Genomic DNA, 17,815 nt, shown 5'->3' on the forward strand with positions numbered 1-17,815 from the left:
TCAGTTACAGCCGCAGCCTCCGCCGGAGCCGCCTTCAGCGCCGCGCGCGCCTTCCCGGGCCTGATAAACGTGATGCATGTAAGAACCGGCGATACCGATGCGGCCAAAGCTCATGATCGGATCAGCGAGGTTATTACGCTCATAAGGCATAACCCAGGGTTCGAGACTGCTGCAGCCTCCCAACAGCATGGGAGCCAGCAACAGGAATATCCACTTTTTCATTGTTATTTTACTCGCGAATCAGCGCTTTGACTTCTTTAACGTAATGATCTTCCGTACCTGGCTGATAGCCTTTGTGCAGGTAACGCATGTTGCCGTTTCTGTCCACAATGACCGTTGTCGGCATCGCCTTCACGTCGTACATGCGGCTGACCTTGTTCTGGTTATCGTAAAGAATCGGGAAAGAGACTTTGGTGTCTTTCAGGAACTCATTAGCCAGAGATGAATCCTCATCCACATTCACCGCAAAAATCGTGAAACCGAATTTTTCGTACTTTTTGTAAATGTCTTCCAGTATCGGCATTTCCTGACGACAGGGACCGCACCAGGAAGCCCAGAAGTTGATGAGCACCACTTGGCCGCGATACTCCTGCAGGCGCAGGTTCTTGCCAAGAGAGCTTTTCAGGGTAAAGTCACCCGCCGCGCCCTTGATCTCCGCCGCGTTTGCGCTGACGGTAAGAGTGCTGGCGGAAATCATCAGACAAAACGCCGCCACACTTTTAAAGAATTTGTTTTTCATAGCTCAGACTCCTCAAACTACTCTTTCTTCGACGCCGATTTCAGCGACCGTCATTAAAAGAAAACGGACAGACCCGTCGTCATTTCCAGGTTATGGGTTTTCTTATCCTCGCCCAGGATGTCGGTATCGAAAATGTGGTCTCTCATGCCCAGATGCAGGGACAGCCAATCAGTGCCCAGCATCTGGAATCCCCAGCCGAAATTGGCCGTCAGACGATCATCGCCGGCGAACTGGGTGCTGCCCAATCCACCCACGACATAAAAATTAGTATTGAAGGCGTACTTGCTGCCAAGGAATATCTCCCCCGGAAAAATGTTATACCCGAGAGAAAGGTTGTAATAGGTCAGGTCGCGCTCGTCGTCTTTCAGCAACTTGGCGGAGCCGCTCAGCTTTTCGTAGCTGGTTTCGCTGGTGTCAGTGACGCCATAGTTAGCCTCAACGAACAGATCTTCATTGATATGGTAGGCCAGACGGGCGCCAATCACGAAGTTAACGCCGAAGTCCTCCACACTCATCAATCCGGTGAATACGCCGACTTCAAAGTCTTCGGTATCGATCAGATCTTCCTGCACGCGACGCGGCGTCACCTCCGGCTCGATCAGCGGCTTAACGGCGGTTTCAGACTCAGCGTCCACCTCCTCAGCCATTGCCTGCCCCGCTCCGACAGAGGCCATCGCACACGCCAATACCGCACTGGCGACAGGACGACGCCCGTCGTTTAGAAAAATACGCTTAATCCAATTTTCCATTCTTCTGCTTCTTCGTTTTCGTCGCGGTCAGTGAAGACCACGTAGTCTTTGTATTCCATACGGATAAAATAACGATTGGTCATGTACCATCTGACCCCAAGCCCGTAATGTACGGCTTCCTCAACCCTGTTGTCTTCATTCACCAGCGTTGCCTTCGGCTTAATAAATGCGGCGCCGGTTCCCAGCGTAAAGAAAGGAGAAATCCGCCAATGGGGAAAAGGCTGGTGCACGATATTCAGGTCCGCGATCATGATCTGGGAAAAATCCCCCAGGACTTGAGAGGCCCAGAGCTCCGTCGATAAATTGGGAGTGAACAGATAGCCCACATACATGGAGTTCACCGCTGCGCCGCCAAAATCGCCGGTAGCGACGCCGCCTTCCCAGCTACGGGAGGAAAAGTCGTCAAAGCGGGGCTCTTTGAAAGCAACCTGCTCTCCGCTTCCATCCAGAGTCATTTCCATTTGCGCACGGCTGGCCCAGCCTTCCTGTCCCTTGGCGTTGCGCACTTTGAACCACTCGGTTTTCCGTTTGAGAATTTCAATCTGCTCGTCCTGCTCAACGACGAAAAACACCGGGTAGCCCCGGCCCGGTCCCGTACGGAACTCGAGATAGGGCTCGGCGACTTTTACAGTCTGATATTCGTCTTCAGCAAAACTTTTCAGTGAAAAGCAACAAAGGATAACCAACAAAACCGGGAATATTCTTACCGCTAACAAGTGTCTTTAATCCTGTGGAACGTCAAATGGGTTGTTGTAGTACTGCGCTCCAATATCCAGCCACTCGGATATCAACTTCAACTCGACCGGATCAAGCCATCCTTCATGGCTTCCCCCTGTCTGGAAAGGCGCGAAAAAGCGAGTGCTGGCCACAGCTCCCTGCGGCGTCATTGCGCGATTGACGGCGACCGTAGTCATCACGGGTATCGGATTGCCATCATCGTCCAGAATAAGATCGCCGTTGCCGTCAGTTTCGAACACTGGGTTACCGTCTCCGTCCAGGACCGGAATCTGGCGATCCACAAGCACTCCTTCAATGATTTCCTGCTCGGCGTCGTTGAACAATAACTCGCGATATGACTTCAGGTGATCAGCTTGATCAGTGGACGGCCCGTCGCTTAAATCGAGCTGCGCCGCTGGAACCTGCACCGCCGACATCGCATCCGTCAGTCCGTGACAACTACTACAAGTATGATCAGCCAATACAGTCGTCCCGTCGTCATCCAATACTTGACGCACTTTACCCCATAAAGGATGAATATGAGTCGCATAGTTGATAACGACGCGACATTTGGCATCCTTGGGCGTCGCACAAGCAGCCGATACTGGCGCAGTCGTCGCCAAATCGGCGTAGGCGTAACTGAAACTCTCCGCTTTTGCAGTAATATTAGCGTCGGTCCACTCATCGTCAAATACAATGTCTGGATTCAAGTAACGCAAACCGTTGATTCGGGCGAAGGTTTCCGCCATGGTTTCGCCCATATTGGCGAACAGCGCAGGGTCAGTGTTCAAAAATGGTGGACCATCCGTAGGGGCGCCCACATTGGCGGACGGAGCCTGCGCTCCCGGACGACCATGAGGCGCTTCGCTGTTGGCGGTGTGACAACCCAAGCACTCCAACGTCTCCCCCGGCCTCACTTGCAACCAGTTTTGATGGCGCGGACTGGAGCGTTTTCCTGCCTTGTCAACAATACTCACCGCAAACGCCACATTGGCGGGCACAGCGAACTTAACCGACCCATCCGGCTCGATGGGGACATATCCCAGTATCTCGCGCATTAATTGCCCCGCACTGGCGCCAAACGCGGTCCCTGGCACGTTGGCGATATCACGGTCGGGCATAGAAACCGCTTTAACCACTCTCAGGAAACGGGCCGGTCGATTATCCGCTGACGTCTGCACCGGGTCCGCCATAGCGCCAATGCCGGCGGGCGTAGTGTCTGTTCCGTCAATGTCATAAACGCTGCGAATATGTACAACGCCGTACCCCGCTTTGCCCAAATCGGATTCAGGTCCGTCGCCATCAGGGATAAAGTCCGCTCTGGTACGACTCTGCAGCACGACAGCATCAGTGTAATAAGTATCCTCGGTGGGGATAATAACGGGCAGCTGAGTACCATCCACCGCATTGTAGATCCACAGACCATATAGAGGAGGCGCAGGCTGGTAGTCCGTGCTCTCCAGACGATCATTGGTGCACGGAACAATATCATTATCCGCATCCAGCAAGCGGCACTGGCTCCAGCTCACTAACAGGCGTCCGGTGCCATCCCACATGGGATATGCTGAATTAAAAGTCCCGGCCAGCGTTTGCACTTCATCGTCAGTGGAAACGTCACTAGGCGTCAAAGCCGTCTGACCGTTGGTCAACACATCGCGATTTTCGTATGTAGGCTGGTCGTGCTCGGTAAAATTCGCCGCATCAATGGCGACCAGCGCCCCGCCATACCGACTGCTCACATAGGGACGCAAACTCACCATGATGCGTCCATCCTCCAGCTCAACAGGCTTAAGAAACTGCACCGACTCAGTGCTGGAGCCTGTGTCGTGGCTGTGGCGACCGTATAAATATTCAAATCCTGTCCCATCAGGATTAACCCGATAGAGATTCATGGAGTTATTGCCGCCCATGTTGTCCCAGCGGGTAAATACTATTTTGCCGTCCTGGGTCACTATTGGGTCCAGATCACTGCTCTGGTTAAATGTGATCTGTTTGATTCCATCGGTATCCGGATCAATGACATGTAAAACCATTGCTGGATTGCGACGATCTTCATTCAATGCTTCAAACTGGGGTTTACCTTCGTCCAATAAAATCGCTTGCGACTGTCGTTGACGCGTTGAGGTAAACACAATGCGGCCGTCCGGCAAATAATGGGGGGCCATGTCATCTCCCGCTTCCGCGACATTGTCGGATGCGATAACCCTCTCCAGCGTCCCTGCAGCGACGTCATACTCCCAGATATTCCAGGTAGGCTGCTCATCTTCATCCGCATCTTCAATTTCCGGCGCCCGCATGGCGAATATAATTTTGGAGCCGTCAGAGGAGACATCAACATCTTTCACATCGTAAAGAAGCTGTCCTTCATCATTGAGGAACTCCGGCCCTTGAAAAGCCTGAGAGCTGATATCTCTCGCCGTCGCACTGGGGGACGCCTGGCTTCGGATATACAGGACCGCTCCTGGACGAAACTCAATTGGAGTGCGGGCGTCCTGACTCACCAGAGCGCCGTCGTCATTACGAACAAGGGGACGTTTTACGTAAGCGATGGGAATATCTTGAACTACGGGGTCAGGGCCTTGATTAGCCCCGCCGATGCCGCCGCCGCAGGCCGCAAGCGCAGCGGATAATATAGATAGCGAGAATGCTCGGAGTAACAGGTGACCTCCGGGCGTAAGGGTATTATTGGGCGGCGTTTTTATCTTTTTCATAAGCATTCACAGTCAGTAATGCCAAATGGCCATCAGACCAATTATTTTAAATTAATGTTACAAGCCGGTGAGCTTAATTTATCCCCTGCCCGGCGCCAATACTTTCGGCGAATTCCATTCAAACGCTTGTTTAGTTATAAAACCTTGAGTAAATACTAAGTGGAAAATACTTAATATCCCTCCCTCCTGAATTATGTCTCGGACAATTATAGAAGCCAGGAGGGATTTGTAAGTTAGTGTAATACCGTGCGGGCCAGCACAAAACTCCGTTAGCCTCTTCTACTACACTATTTTATAAAGAATTATGACTAGTTCTGTGTATAGGCCATTTTTCATAGAACATATGAACATTTAATATTTGTCGTTTTATCAATTAATATTAATTATCACCTAACCATTCGTTTAAGCGCACTGCACGAGAGCTGCAGGAGAATATAAAATATGAGTAGTCTAACTCCCATAGATAATAAGCGCAGACAGGTTAAGCGTTGCGTTATATCTCTACTCTCACTGGCTATAACCCTATCTACTGCAGCAGAGGCAGGCCCCAGGGAACAGGCTAAGAGAATTCATGATCGTATCGCGGGGGTGCCGCCCAGCGAGGCGGTCCTTAACGACATGGCCAGCGATATAACCTCCGGCGACCCCATCGCCGCCGCCTATACCGCTATGGAAAACAAAAATTTTTATGACGTGACCCTGAAAAATATGGTTGCGCCCTGGACCAATGAAGCGCAGTCATTATTTGTTCCCTTGAACGACTATACCGCCACCGTCGTCGGTATGATTCGGGATGAAGATGTTCTGGGAATAGACTTTCGGGAAGTGCTTTACGGCAATCATCTGTATGTCGGCAAAAGCAGCTTGGGCGCACCCGCCTATTCTTTAGCGAACAATGCCCATTATGAGTTTCTGGAAACCCAGCGCGTCAGCCTGAAAGACGACTTGGTGCACACCACACAGTCGCTGCCTGCTGAAGCCACTGCCGGCGTTATGACGACCCGCGCGGCGGCCAAAGCTTTTTTCAGCGGCGGTACCAACCGCGCCATGTTCCGCTTCACTTTAATGAACCATCTGTGTAACGACCTTGAGCAGGTGAAAGACATCACGCGCGCGCCTGACCGCATCCGCCAGGACGTCTCACGAAGCCCAGGCGGCGACAGCCGGATCTTTCTTAACAACTGCGTGGGCTGCCACAGTGGGATGGACCCGATGGCGCAGGCATTCGCCTACTATGAATATGAATACGATATGGACGCCGACCCCGATGGCGAAAACGGTGCGCTGGTGTACAACACGGAAGGCATGACCGATCCAGACACTGGCACCCGCGTACAAGGCAAGTACCATATCAACTCCACCACATTCCAATATGGCTACGTCACCCCAGACGATCATTGGGATAACTATTGGCGTGAAGGCCAGAACAGCCTGCTGGGCTGGGATAAAGGCCTGACCGGCTCCGGCCAAGGCGCAAAAAGCATGGGAATGGAGCTTGCTCATTCAGAAGCTTTCGCGCAATGCCAGGTAAAAAACGTCTTCCGCACAGTTTGCTTGCGGTCGCCGATCGATAGCGCAGACAGAGATCAAATCGGCGCTATGGTTTCTTCTTTCAAAGCCAGCGGCTACAAGATGAAGCGTGTATTCGCCGAGTCAGCCGCATATTGCATGGGCGAGTGAGGCGGTTTATCCGTCTCGCTAAACAAGAATTCTGAATCGGATTACGACTGTGAATACCATGAGCTCACTACAACAGCAGATAACAAGAGCGATCGCCGTACTGATCGCCGCTATCAGCATTCTGCTCAGCGGTTGCGGCGGCAATAGCGGAGCCTCCAACGAGAACTTACCCAACACGACGCGCCCGGGGCAAGGCAGCACTTATACTGGCCCGGCCCCAGCCACTGACGACGTACAACAATTTAAACTCAGTCTGTGGGACAAACTCTCCCCGACTAACCGTTGCGGCGGCTGCCACACTACCGGCGGCCAATCCCCGATGTTCGTGCATAAGGACGACATCAACATCGCCTATTCCGAAGCCAATAGAATCGTCAACCTCAGCGATCCCTCCCAATCGCGCATGGTTTCAAAAGTGCGTGAAGGGCATAACTGCTGGGAGAGCAGCGTCGATTTTTGCGCCAACATCATCACCAAATATATCAGCGACTGGGCGGGCGGCGTTTCCGGCGACACCAAGACCATCGACTTGATCGCTCCGGCGGATAAAGAGCCAGGGCAAACCAAGAACTTCCCAAGCGACTCTGGATTGTTCAGCTCCACCGTATATCCACTGCTGACCACTAATTGCGCAGGCTGCCACCGTGAAAGCGCAGCCATTCCACAGTCGCCTTACTTTGCCAGCGCCGACGTGGATTCCGCATACGCAGCGGCGAAGAGCAAGATGGATCTGGGCACGCCCGCCAACTCCCGTTTCGTTGTGCGTCTGAGAGATGAGTTCCACAACTGCTGGTCCGGCTCTTGCGCCAGCGACGCAGCCAAAATGCTGGAAGCTGTTGAGACTTTTTCCGGCAGCATTGACCCAGACCAGGTCGACCCAGACTTGGTCGCCAGTAAGGCGCTCAATCTGACCGATGGTCTGGCTGCGAACAGCGGCGGCCGCTATGAGCAGAATGTCATCGCTTTGTACGAATTCAAAACAGGCCAAGGCGTCACCGCTTATGACACTAGCGGCATCGAACCCACTTTGAACCTGACCCTAAGTAACGACGTCGAATGGGTCGGCGGCTGGGGCATCAAACTCAGCGGCGGGAAAGCGCAAGGGTCCACGACCAACAGCAAGAAATTACATGACCTGATCACTGCAACAGGCGAGTACTCCATCGAAGCATGGGTGGCTCCTGGCAATGTAACTCAGGAAGGTCCTGCGCGCATCGTCAGCTATTCCGCTGGCGTCAACGCTCGTAACTTCACTTTGGGACAGGTTCAGTACAGCTACAGCCTGCTGAATCGCACCAGCGAAACGGATCAAAACGGCGAGCCCGCACTTGTTACAGACGACGGCGACCAGGACCTGCAGGCGACATTGCAACATGTCGTAGCGACATACAGCCCCGCTAACGGTCGCCGCATCTATGTGAATGGAAAGTTCACTGGCGATGAGGATATGACTACCGCTGGCAACCTGAATGACTGGGACGACACCTTCGCCTTCGTATTAGGCAACGAGGCCTCAAACAATCGCCCCTGGGACGGCACTATCCGGATGGTGGCGATTCATAACCGCGCGCTGACGGAAACACAGATATCCCAGAACTTTGAGGCTGGCGTCGGACAGAAGTTTTATCTGCTGTTCGGCACTTCACACCTGATCGACGTCCCGCAGAGCTATGTGGTGTTCGAAGTCAGCCAGTTCGACAGTTACAGCTATCTGTTCAACGCGCCGTTCTTTATCAGCCTTGACCCGAACGCAGCGCCTTCAAGCATTCCCGTCAAAGGCATGCGCCTCGGCATGAACGGCCGTGAAGTCACCGTTGGCCAGGCCTACAAGAACATGAACATCACACTTAACGAAACCAGCTATACCCCTGGTAGCGGACAAGTCATGTCTGACAGAGGCACCATCATCGCGCTGGAGAAAGGGCCAGAGGAGGATGAGTTCTTCCTGACCTTCGAGCTGCTAGGGTCCAACAGTCACGTGTTTCTTGAAGCGGAACCAACGCCTCCTGGCGCGCCTGCCGATGGCGATCCGGTTCCCGAAATCGGCCTGCGTAACTTTGACGAAATTAACGCAACCATGTCCGCCATTACTGGCGTGAACGCCTCCGACCCTGGCGTTAAGTCAACCTTTGAGACGGTGAAGCAGCAGTTGCCTACTGTCGAGAATATCAATACGTTCCTGGCGTCGCATCAAATGGGGGTTACCCAGTTGGCGATCCAGTATTGCGACGCCCTAGTGGAGGACAACACGCTGCGTAGCGCCTTCTTCCCTGGCTTCGATTTCAACGCCAGCGCATCCAGCGCCTTCTCCGGCGCAGGAAGAGACCTGATCATTGACCCACTGTTGAATAAAGGCATGGGTGTAAACTTGGCGTCACAACCGGATGGCGCCGATGTGAGAGCCGAACTGAATCAGTTGATCGACAAACTGGTTGCATGCGGCGGCGGATGCTCCGCAGACAGAACCGAAACAGTTGTCAAAGCAAGTTGCGCCGCTGTATTGGGCAGCGCAGCAATGCTGGTGCAATAAAGTTTTACGATCAACGGCAAAAATTTCGATAGAGGTGGTTTTATCATGGCAAGAAGACGTGGACCTTACGGCCTCGACGAGCCGCTGTTTCACCCGGACCACAAGCGCCCGGTAACGCGTAGGGACTTTATCGCCCAAGGCTTTATGGCAGGCGCCGGAACCATGTTCGGCACATCCATACTGGGTCTCTTCGCGAATCCAAGAGAAGCGCATGCTGCGCTCTCTTCGGATTTAGAGTCATTGAAGTCCTCCTGTGGCATCGCTGTGCAAGGCGCAGGAAAAATACCTTTTATCTGTTTCGACCTCGCTGGCGGCGCTAACATCTCCGGCTCCAACGTTCTGGTCGGACAGCAAGGAGGTCAGCTGGATTTCCTGAGCACGGCGGGCTATAGCAAACTCGGCTTGCCTGGCGACATGACCCCCGCCATCGGCAGCTCGCCCGGCGTTCCCGGCGGCTTCGTCAACCAGGAGCTGGGGCTGGCGTTTCACTCCGATAGCGCCTTTCTGCGCGGTATTCTGGAGAAAACCCAGGCCGCTACTCGGGGCTCTGTCAACGGCGCCGTCATTCCTGCGCGGTCAGACAATGACACTGGCAATAACCCACATAACCCGATGTATGGGATCTACAACGCCGGTGCGGATGGCTCGTTGGTGTCCCTGATAGGCTCCAGCAGCTCGGATTCCGGCGGCAACTCCATGGCCCCGGCGATGCTGATGAACCCCAAAGTACGCCCCACCAAGGTCGACCGTCCCAGCGATGTGACGGGCCTGGTGGACGTCGGCGACCTGGTCGGCTTATTAGACCAGTCGGACGCAGTAGCGGTGATGGAAGCCATTTACCGCATCAGCGACAAGAAAACCGGCGTTGTCACCACCGATGAGGTCGTTAAAAAGCTGGTGGACTGCGGCTATCTCAAGAGCGCGGATCTGGCGGACCGCTTCGGCAACCCAGCCTCGCTGAACCCAGCTCTCGACGCTGATATAGTCGGTCCTTCCGGTATATTTACCCAGGCGGAATTTGATAGCGACGGCGAGTTCAGAAAAACCGCATCGGTAATGAAAATGGTGCTGAACGGCTATGCCGGCGCCGGCACGATTACCATGGGCGGGTTCGACTACCACACCGGCGACCGCGCCACGGGCGAACGACGCGATCTACGCGCAGGCCGCTGCATGGGCGCTTGTCTGGAATATGCTGCGCGCCTGGGTATGCCTCTGATGATGTATGTCTTCAGCGATGGCTCACTGGCCAGTAACGGACGTATAGACAGTTCTGTAGACGGCCGCGGAAAAGGCGAATGGACGGGGGACAACTCATCCACCGCCGCCTCTTTCTTCCTGGTCTACAACCCCAACGGCCGCCCGGCGCTGATGGGCTCCACCACGGAGTTACAGGAAAGACATCGCCAGATTGGCCATATGCGCGCCGACGCCTCAGTAGAAACCGCTTCAAGTCCAGCGGCGAATAACGTCAACCTGTTGGTGAACACTGTTGTGCTGAACTATATGGCGCTGCATGGAGAACAAAGTCAGTTCGCCTCCACCAAAGGATTTGAACAACACGGCCTGGGCTCCTCTTCCGATCTGGACCGTTTGACAGCGTTTCAACCGATCGTAAGCGGCACCATCGGTTAAGTTTACGTTCACTGGAACGACATGCGAAAAAGGGCCCATTGAGCCCTTTTTTATTGTGGATGACCCGTCCTGAATAGAGTTGACACCTATTTCAGGACTAGACAGGTAGGTCTGAGATTTAGCTGCAGATTTTCAACGGTTACTCAGCCGTCGGCGGTTGCAGCTCCGATGAATAATGCATTTTGCGATTGCGATCGATAATAATCGCATCGATGCCCGGCAGCTTTTCAATCAACTCCAAGCCCTTTTCCGCACCGAGAATGAAGACGGTCGTAGAAAGCGCATCCGTCGTCGTCGCGTCCGGGCCGATAATGGTCACGCTTTGAGACTCTTCTGCTGACTTTCCTGTTTTTGGTGAGATGATGTGATGAACCCGCACGCCATCGTGCATAAAGAAGCGTTCATAGTCTCCAGAAGTGGAGATGGCGGTATTTTCCAAAGGTATCAGGACCGCATTCTTATCTTCCAGGCGCGGATCTTTCACGCCAACAATCCAGGGTCGGCCATGTTTATCCCCCATTAGGCGACTGTCGCCACCGGCGCTCACCAGCGCATATTGAATGCCCAGCCCCGCCAGTTTTTCGATGGCCTTGTCTACCGCGTAGCCCTTGGCGATGCCGCCCAGATCAATGGTGACTCTCGGATCTTTAAAATGAATGCTGAGCGCCGCCGGGTCCATTTCTATCCATCGATAATTAATCGCCGGCAGATTTTCCTCTATCTGCCTGGCATCTGGCTCCAGTCCTTCGCGGTAGTTGTAGTACTTGCCGATGGATGCGAAAGTGATATCAAAAGCCCCACCGCTCAGCTCAGAAACCCGCTGCGCTTTTTCAATCAGATGGAACAGCTCTGGCGTGATCACCACCGCCTGTTTAGCGGCAAGCCGATTCACTTTGGATACTTCGCTACTGTCAATGTAAACGCTCATCAGCGCTTCAAGTCGATCAAACTCCTGATCCACTGCCGTAAAGGCTTTTTCCGCCGCAACAGAGCCGCCCTCATCCACCCACACCTCAGCGCGAATTTTTGTCCCCATGCCATTCCAGTCTTTACTGAACCATTCGGCGGAAGCGGATTGAACAAAGGAAGTAAGCAGCAAGACGCCGCTTATCAGAGCAAGTGGTTTCTTCATGGATTAACTACCGAAGCGGATGTGTCGCAGAGGTATACCCCAGCCGGCAGTTAAATACAACCTGCCATCACAATGTCAAAAGGCTTTGTGATCACACACATAGACAAAAGGGGATGACGACAAAAACTCGCGCTGACGCCCCACTAAAAAGAACCAGGACCTGACTGTGGGGCTTGAGCAAATTTTAGATGCGAAACTTACGCACCAATTGCGTCAGCTGGTCACTCAGGTTGCTCAAACGTTCGCTATTTTCCGCACTGCGATGGGCTTCCTTGTCGGTCTCCAGGCTTATCTCATCCACCAGCCGGATACGATCATTCACCCCATGGGCGAGTTGCATTTGAGCAGTCGCTGCAGTGCTGATTTCGCTGTTCATATTGCGCACTCTTTCAATGGCCTGCGCCATTTCGTCCAGATGCGCACCGGTGGCGCGCGCTTCTTCCACTGTGGCGTTGCCTTTCACCTGACTTTTATTCATAAAACTGATGGCTTTTTTCGAGCCTTCCTGCAGCTTCTCCGTCATCGCCTGGATATCTGCGGTGCTGTCCTGGGTCCGCGAGGCGAGAGAGCGCACTTCGTCCGCCACCACGGCAAAGCCTCTACCCTGCTCCCCCGCCCTTGCGGCTTCAATGGCGGCGTTTAGCGCCAGTAGATTGGTCTGCTCCGCAATGGAACGAATCACGCTGACAACGGAGTCGATTTGCTCAATCTCAGAGCCCAATTCCTTAATAATCTCCGCCCCCTGGCTGATGTCCGTCGCCAGTCCTTCAATGGACTCAATGGAATCCACCACCAGATTTTTAGTTTTCTCGCCAATTTGATTGGCCTGCTCCGCGAGCAAGATCGAGTCTTCGGAAAACTTCGAAACGGTATCCACCGATTGCGACAGGGACTCCATATCTTCGCGCAAAACCACTGACTCGTTACGCTGACGCTGACTGACGTCCGAGGTATTGTGGGCGCACTTGTCCAGCTCACTGATGTTATCCTTCATACTCGCACTGGCGGATTGGATGCTGACGATGACATCCTGAATCTTGCAGATAAACGCATTGAAGTAAGACGCCAGCACTGCAATCTCACCCTTGCTGCCGACCTCCACACGTTGAGTCAGGTCGCCTTCCCCTTCGGCGATATCCATCACACGCCGGGTAATAGCTTTGATAGGCTTGATCACCACATTAAGAATAATGATCGACACCAATACAAAAGAAATAAGCGAGCCAATAGCGCCGAAACCAATGGCGCGATTCACCCCGTCCACGACCTGATTAGTCTCCTCGCTGGATTGGGCGACCAGATCTCCGGTGATTTGGTTAATCCGGGTAATCGCCGCATTCATATCCGCGATGATCGCATCGCTGTCGTTGGCGAGCTTGATGGCCTGATCCCGATTATTGAGGCGCAGCAGGTAAGCGTTAAAGATGTCGTTTTCTTCCTGCAGCTTTTTGATCCAGCCGTTATATTCACGATAAATGTCTTCAATATCCGCCAGCGTCGCTTCGTCCTCCACCATCCGCTTGAGGGTCTCCAACGTCGCCACGCCCTCTTTGACGCCATCGTCGAACTCCACCTGCAGCTTCTTCATCGCATTGCGGTCTTTTTCTGAGGTGTAGCGCGTTACCGCTATCTGCAGGCTCAAAATTGTTTGCTTTAAATTCTGCGCTTCGATCACCACCGGATAATCGCTTTCGAACATATTGATAAGGGAAATCATATCCGCCAGCATTTTGGAAATTTTATCCCCTTCCGCCCTGAACGCAGCGAGAGCGGTAATATTGCGCTGCTCCAGCTCAATAGCGTCGGTCTGACTCTTGACGATGCTGTCCACCAGCCTGTCCAGTTGGTTGCGATGATCAATCAGCAGATCCACTTGCTCCCGCGTGCTCGGCGATAGCTCCGCCAGCAACGAAGCGTTCTCCATAAACCCGGGGGTAAGCGCCTTAATGGTCTCGTGTTTGGCGCGGATCTCGCTCGCCTGATTGACGGACAGAATATTATTCACGCCCTTGGTGGTGATCAGATAGTTAACCGCCAGTTCGTCGGCCAGATCGCCGGAACGATTAACGTTTTCTATCAGGTGCGTAAACCGATCCCGCACCGACGACATACCGCTCCAGGTAAAAGAAAAAGCGCCTGAGATTATCACTGCGGTGATTAGCAGCAACGCCGCGACGCGGAAGCCTATGCTATTGAAACGAAAGGAGAAGAAACGGGAAAAAGCGCCAACCGCCATAACTACCACCTACTAACGCCTGTCGAGCCCTTTAAAAGCATAGATCACAGGTTAAATAACAACCATTTTTAAGCTGTAACAGAATCTTAATAAGTGTTAGCGGCTTGATCCGCATCATAAAGTGCAGGCGCCGACGCGCGCTCAGGAAGGTAGCTATCAGCCAGTCAGGGAAAATAAGGAGGGAGTTTGCGGGTTCTAAATTTGGAGAGGCAATAAAAAAGCGCCTCGATTGAGACGCCTTGCATGAGGTATGACAAGATTTGTTCGGGGGATCAATCCCCGCCCAGGTTGCGCAAAGAGCGCAGGAACAAACCTAAACCGCCTACCGCCAGAACCAATATCACAATCAATTCAAAAGCAGTCATGGAGCGCATGCTGAAGTGGATGGAGGAAATAACGCCAAACACCAGCGCCGTCAGCGAGCCAATCGTCAGTATCCAGCCAAGAATGTTTTTGGCGCTGAAAAAGATCAGGCCTACGCCGAACATGAAAGGAATCATCACCATACCGGAGGTAATACCCCAGTGGCCGCCAAATGCATTGAAGCCGTACAAACGCATGCCCATGCCGAAACTTGATGAGACGACGATAGAGTTGAACAACATGTACAACCCGCCGCACAGCATGATTAATCCGACAAAAAACTGCCCTACTCCACCGGAGGTTCCGCCAGCGCCTTTCATTGTTCACTTACTCCTGCATCGTCATTGAATATCGCGCCATACGGCGCAAAAAGCTGGGCAACTATACAATAAGCGTAGCACTTAGGCATCATTCGTAGCCTGAAAAACACCGTCTCCGCACAGATTTCGGCGAAAAACTGAGGGGGTTTTCCACCGCAAGAACATGCACTTTTAAGTAACCAGAACGATATCGGTCTATTACCTCTTCCTACGCGCCAAATTCCTAGCCGTCCCGGACTTCTCCCTCCCTGGTCTGACCCAGGCGATGTCGCAGGTAGAGTCGGCGGTCATCTGTTTATCTCGTTGGTTATCGGAGGTGAAGCCGCTTTGGGTGGGAAATCCGGGGTTGTTTCTGGGGGTGTCGAACATGTGATAGACAGTGACCGCGTTGGACTTTCCGAAAAGGTAGTCTTGCGCCAGTTTGTCCGCGCCGCGGGCGTCTCCGACAACAAAACCGGCCTGGCTTTCCAATGCCTGGTCAATGAGGGGAGCGTAGTGTTGCTCGAATTCCTGTGGGGTAAGATCAAGATGACCGCTTATAAAACAAACAGTCTTCTCCATGAATAACGTCTCCTTGTGAGCAATAGTTTCGAAAGGCTTCCGAGCTTTCTCAACAGGGCGACGAATTAGCGTGCTCCATGCCAGCGGGAAGGTTCCTTGTTACGAGTGATTCTGCCAATTTCATCAAAATTTGAAAAGCGATTACCTGTTATTTTTCTTCAAAATCAGGAAGGTAGTTCACTTTTTCAAATAACCGCAGAATTAATAGGCAAGATTGACCGACGGATGAGGCGAAGAGGCCAAGCCCTAAGGCGTATCTGGCCCCTGCCTGATGGGTGACCTGAGCATGGTTTGCTCAGAACAAGTACAGGAAGTTTAACGCGGCGCTCCATACCGTGCTTCGATCCACCAACGGCGAATCAGTGATTTCGTCTCCCAGCCAGCGCACTTCCGCTGAGTGAGAGATACGCCAGTGTTCCGACAAGGCGGTGAATAGCTCATAGCCAACAAAAGGCGTCAGCGTGTCATCGCCTTCATAGGCGCTGCGGTCGGAAGTGGCTTCGCTATCAAGAACGCCATAGTAGTAGTCTACGTAGTCACTGCTGCGATAGTAAAAGCCTGCTGAAGGCGTCAGATAGAGCGTCTCGCTTAACTTTTGCGGTGCGGAGAAACTGGCGCTGGCGACCAGCCCTTTATAAGCGCCGGATACATCGTGGGCGATGGCGGCGTTCAACGAGCCCTGATCGAATGCGTACTCCACTCCCACGCCCAAGTCGATACTGGCGTCTCTATCGTCCATTCCGGCAAAGACGACGGAGTCTGACGCATCATATCCGCCGTCTCCCATCCCCAGGCTGATATAGGCGCTCAAACCACTGTCGCCATCGCCCAATACGCGATAATCAGCTTCAGTGCCGCTGATGCTGAAACGATCTCCTTCGTAAGAAATCGCCGGATAGACCGCCAGCTCATCTGAGCCGCTGACGCCTTCGTACTCCGATTTCCAGGCTGCTGCGCCAACGCCGAGCATGAAATCCCCCGCGCACGCCGAACCGGCGCTTAAACATAATGACAGCGCAACAAACTTCCTTTTACTTACCACAAGATACCTCACTTTCTCTTTGTTATTGAAAGACATAAGCCTAACCACGAAATGGCTCGCGCAACAAGCTGATTATTTTGTATCAGAAATATGACACCTGAGCATTGCTCACTTATTGCCTTCCTAAAAAACAAATCCTCTTCGCTTCATTGGTTTAGTTCCCACCCCGCGCCTAGAATAAACGGAGCACATCTAACGTCACCACCTTAAACACTATGGAGGACATACCGTGCTTACTTCAGCTGAACTCAGCCGCTACAGCCGTCACCTGAGCCTGCCGGAGTTTGGACGCTCAGGTCAGGAGAGACTGCGGGCTTCGCGTGTGTTGATCGTGGGCGCAGGCGGATTGGGGTCTCCCCTTGGATTGTATTTAGCGGCGGCGGGTGTGGGTGTTTTGGGGATTGTGGATGGCGATGTGGTGGAGGAAAGCAATCTGCAGCGGCAGGTGCTGTATACCGTAAATGACATTGGTCACTTCAAAGCCGAGCGCGCCGCCGCTCGTTTAAACGCGCTGAACCCTCACGTAGACGCACGCCCCTACGCGATGACGCTGTCCTCAGAAAACGCCCTTGCGCTGATCAATGACTATGACCTGGTGATCGACGGCACAGACAACTTCCCCACTCGTTACCTGACCAACGATGCCTGCGTGCTCACCGGCAAACCCAATGTGTATGGCAGCATCTTTCAGTTCGAAGGACAGGCCAGCGTGTTTCATCATGATGGCGGCCCTTGCTATCGCTGCCTGTTTCCAGAACCGCCTCCGCCGGGCATGGTTCCCTCCTGCGCGGAGGGCGGCGTACTGGGCGTATTGCCCGCCATGATCGCGAGCATACAGGCGACCGAGGCAATCAAGATCCTAACCGGCATAGGCGACACCTTGAGCGGGCGCCTGTTGCAATACAACGCATTGAGTATGAGTTTTGAGGAGTTGCGGCTGCGAAGAGATCCTCAGTGTCCCGTCTGCGGAGACCTTCCCTGCATCAAAGCGCTGATCGATTACGACGCCTTTTGCGGCGTCCCCAAAAACCTGGCGCAGGAAAGCGATATCAGTCCAGAGGCGCTGTACGCGCGACTGCAACAGGGAGAGAATCTGACGCTGATTGACGTTCGAGAGCCTTATGAACGGGAGATTTGCGCCATCGCCGGCAGCCTGCACATTCCACTGCAAACCCTGCCGGCGCGAATAAACGAGTTCAACAAAGAGCAAACGCTGGTGTTCTACTGCAAGTCTGGCGGACGCTCCGCCAGCGCCCGCGCGCTATTCAGCGATGCTGATTTCAAACGGGTCTATAACTTAAGCGGAGGCATTCTCGCCTGGGCGGCCAAAGTCGACCCAGACATGCCCCGCTATTGAACCGGCCCCATGTCCACCAGCCGCTTAGATAGGGCGCGCCGCC

14 protein-coding genes are annotated in these 17,815 nt (G+C 53.4%); 4 read left to right on the plus strand and 10 right to left on the minus strand.

Annotated elements, in window-relative coordinates; genetic code table 11:
- From ACQYWX_RS18915 to ACQYWX_RS18935, 5 genes are read right to left on the minus strand one after another with little or no spacing between them, the layout of a single operon-like run.
- Entirely contained in the window at positions 1 to 222 is a 222-nt protein-coding gene (locus ACQYWX_RS18915) for a DUF4266 domain-containing protein (RefSeq protein ID WP_216735522.1), read from the minus strand.
- A gap of 7 nt (positions 223 to 229) precedes the next feature.
- A complete protein-coding gene (locus ACQYWX_RS18920; protein ID WP_216735521.1) occupies positions 230 to 739 on the minus strand; it encodes a TlpA family protein disulfide reductase in 510 nt (169 codons plus the stop codon).
- A gap of 53 nt (positions 740 to 792) precedes the next feature.
- On the minus strand, positions 793 to 1,488 hold the full coding sequence (locus tag ACQYWX_RS18925; RefSeq protein ID WP_216735520.1) for an outer membrane beta-barrel domain-containing protein: 696 nt from the start codon (positions 1,486 to 1,488) through the stop codon (positions 793 to 795).
- Positions 1,458 to 2,204 carry an SH3 domain-containing protein gene (locus ACQYWX_RS18930; protein WP_216735519.1) on the minus strand — a complete coding sequence of 249 codons (747 nt, stop codon included), beginning with the start codon at positions 2,202 to 2,204 and terminating at the stop codon, positions 1,458 to 1,460. Before ACQYWX_RS18930 ends, ACQYWX_RS18925 begins: the two co-directional genes overlap by 31 nt.
- A gap of 6 nt (positions 2,205 to 2,210) precedes the next feature.
- On the minus strand, positions 2,211 to 4,916 hold the full coding sequence (locus ACQYWX_RS18935) for a hypothetical protein (protein WP_431685947.1): 2,706 nt from the start codon (positions 4,914 to 4,916) through the stop codon (positions 2,211 to 2,213).
- Between the two features lie 618 nt (positions 4,917 to 5,534).
- On the opposite strand from ACQYWX_RS18935, the gene ACQYWX_RS18940 reads away from it, so the two are divergent.
- The 3 genes from ACQYWX_RS18940 to ACQYWX_RS18950 are packed head-to-tail and all read left to right on the plus strand — an operon-like array spanning position 5,535 to position 10,761.
- Positions 5,535 to 6,596: a hypothetical protein gene (locus tag ACQYWX_RS18940; protein ID WP_431685948.1), complete on the plus strand. Its 1,062-nt coding sequence runs from the start codon at positions 5,535 to 5,537 to the stop codon at positions 6,594 to 6,596.
- A gap of 58 nt (positions 6,597 to 6,654) precedes the next feature.
- Entirely contained in the window at positions 6,655 to 9,126 is a 2,472-nt protein-coding gene (locus ACQYWX_RS18945; RefSeq protein ID WP_431685949.1) for a LamG domain-containing protein, read from the plus strand.
- A 45-nt stretch (positions 9,127 to 9,171) separates the two neighbouring features.
- Positions 9,172 to 10,761 carry a general secretion pathway protein GspF gene (locus ACQYWX_RS18950; RefSeq protein ID WP_279502869.1) on the plus strand — a complete coding sequence of 530 codons (1,590 nt, stop codon included), beginning with the start codon at positions 9,172 to 9,174 and terminating at the stop codon, positions 10,759 to 10,761.
- Positions 10,762 to 10,900: 139 nt separating this feature from the next.
- Here ACQYWX_RS18950 and ACQYWX_RS18955 read toward each other — a convergent pair whose 3' ends face one another.
- From ACQYWX_RS18955 to ACQYWX_RS18975, 5 genes are all read right to left on the minus strand, one after another.
- A complete protein-coding gene (locus tag ACQYWX_RS18955) occupies positions 10,901 to 11,893 on the minus strand; it encodes an FAD:protein FMN transferase (protein WP_431685950.1) in 993 nt (330 codons plus the stop codon).
- A 184-nt stretch (positions 11,894 to 12,077) separates the two neighbouring features.
- Complete coding sequence (locus ACQYWX_RS18960; RefSeq protein WP_431685951.1) at positions 12,078 to 14,129, minus strand: methyl-accepting chemotaxis protein; 2,052 nt, start codon at positions 14,127 to 14,129, stop codon at positions 12,078 to 12,080.
- A 272-nt stretch (positions 14,130 to 14,401) separates the two neighbouring features.
- A complete protein-coding gene (locus tag ACQYWX_RS18965; protein ID WP_216735513.1) occupies positions 14,402 to 14,812 on the minus strand; it encodes a hypothetical protein in 411 nt (136 codons plus the stop codon).
- 198 nt (positions 14,813 to 15,010) lie between these two features.
- Positions 15,011 to 15,373, minus strand: a complete 363-nt coding sequence (locus tag ACQYWX_RS18970) for a hypothetical protein (RefSeq protein WP_431685952.1) — start codon at positions 15,371 to 15,373, stop codon at positions 15,011 to 15,013.
- A 295-nt stretch (positions 15,374 to 15,668) separates the two neighbouring features.
- Positions 15,669 to 16,343 carry a MipA/OmpV family protein gene (locus ACQYWX_RS18975; RefSeq protein ID WP_216740393.1) on the minus strand — a complete coding sequence of 225 codons (675 nt, stop codon included), beginning with the start codon at positions 16,341 to 16,343 and terminating at the stop codon, positions 15,669 to 15,671.
- 301 nt (positions 16,344 to 16,644) lie between these two features.
- On the opposite strand from ACQYWX_RS18975, the gene moeB reads away from it, so the two are divergent.
- Positions 16,645 to 17,772 (plus strand): molybdopterin-synthase adenylyltransferase MoeB, encoded by a 1,128-nt coding sequence (gene moeB / locus ACQYWX_RS18980; RefSeq protein WP_431685953.1) that lies wholly within the window; start codon positions 16,645 to 16,647, stop codon positions 17,770 to 17,772.
- The last annotated feature ends 43 nt before the right edge of the window (positions 17,773 to 17,815 follow it).

Source organism: Hahella sp. NBU794 (genome assembly GCF_050749805.1).
Classification (GTDB): domain Bacteria; phylum Pseudomonadota; class Gammaproteobacteria; order Pseudomonadales; family Oleiphilaceae; genus Hahella.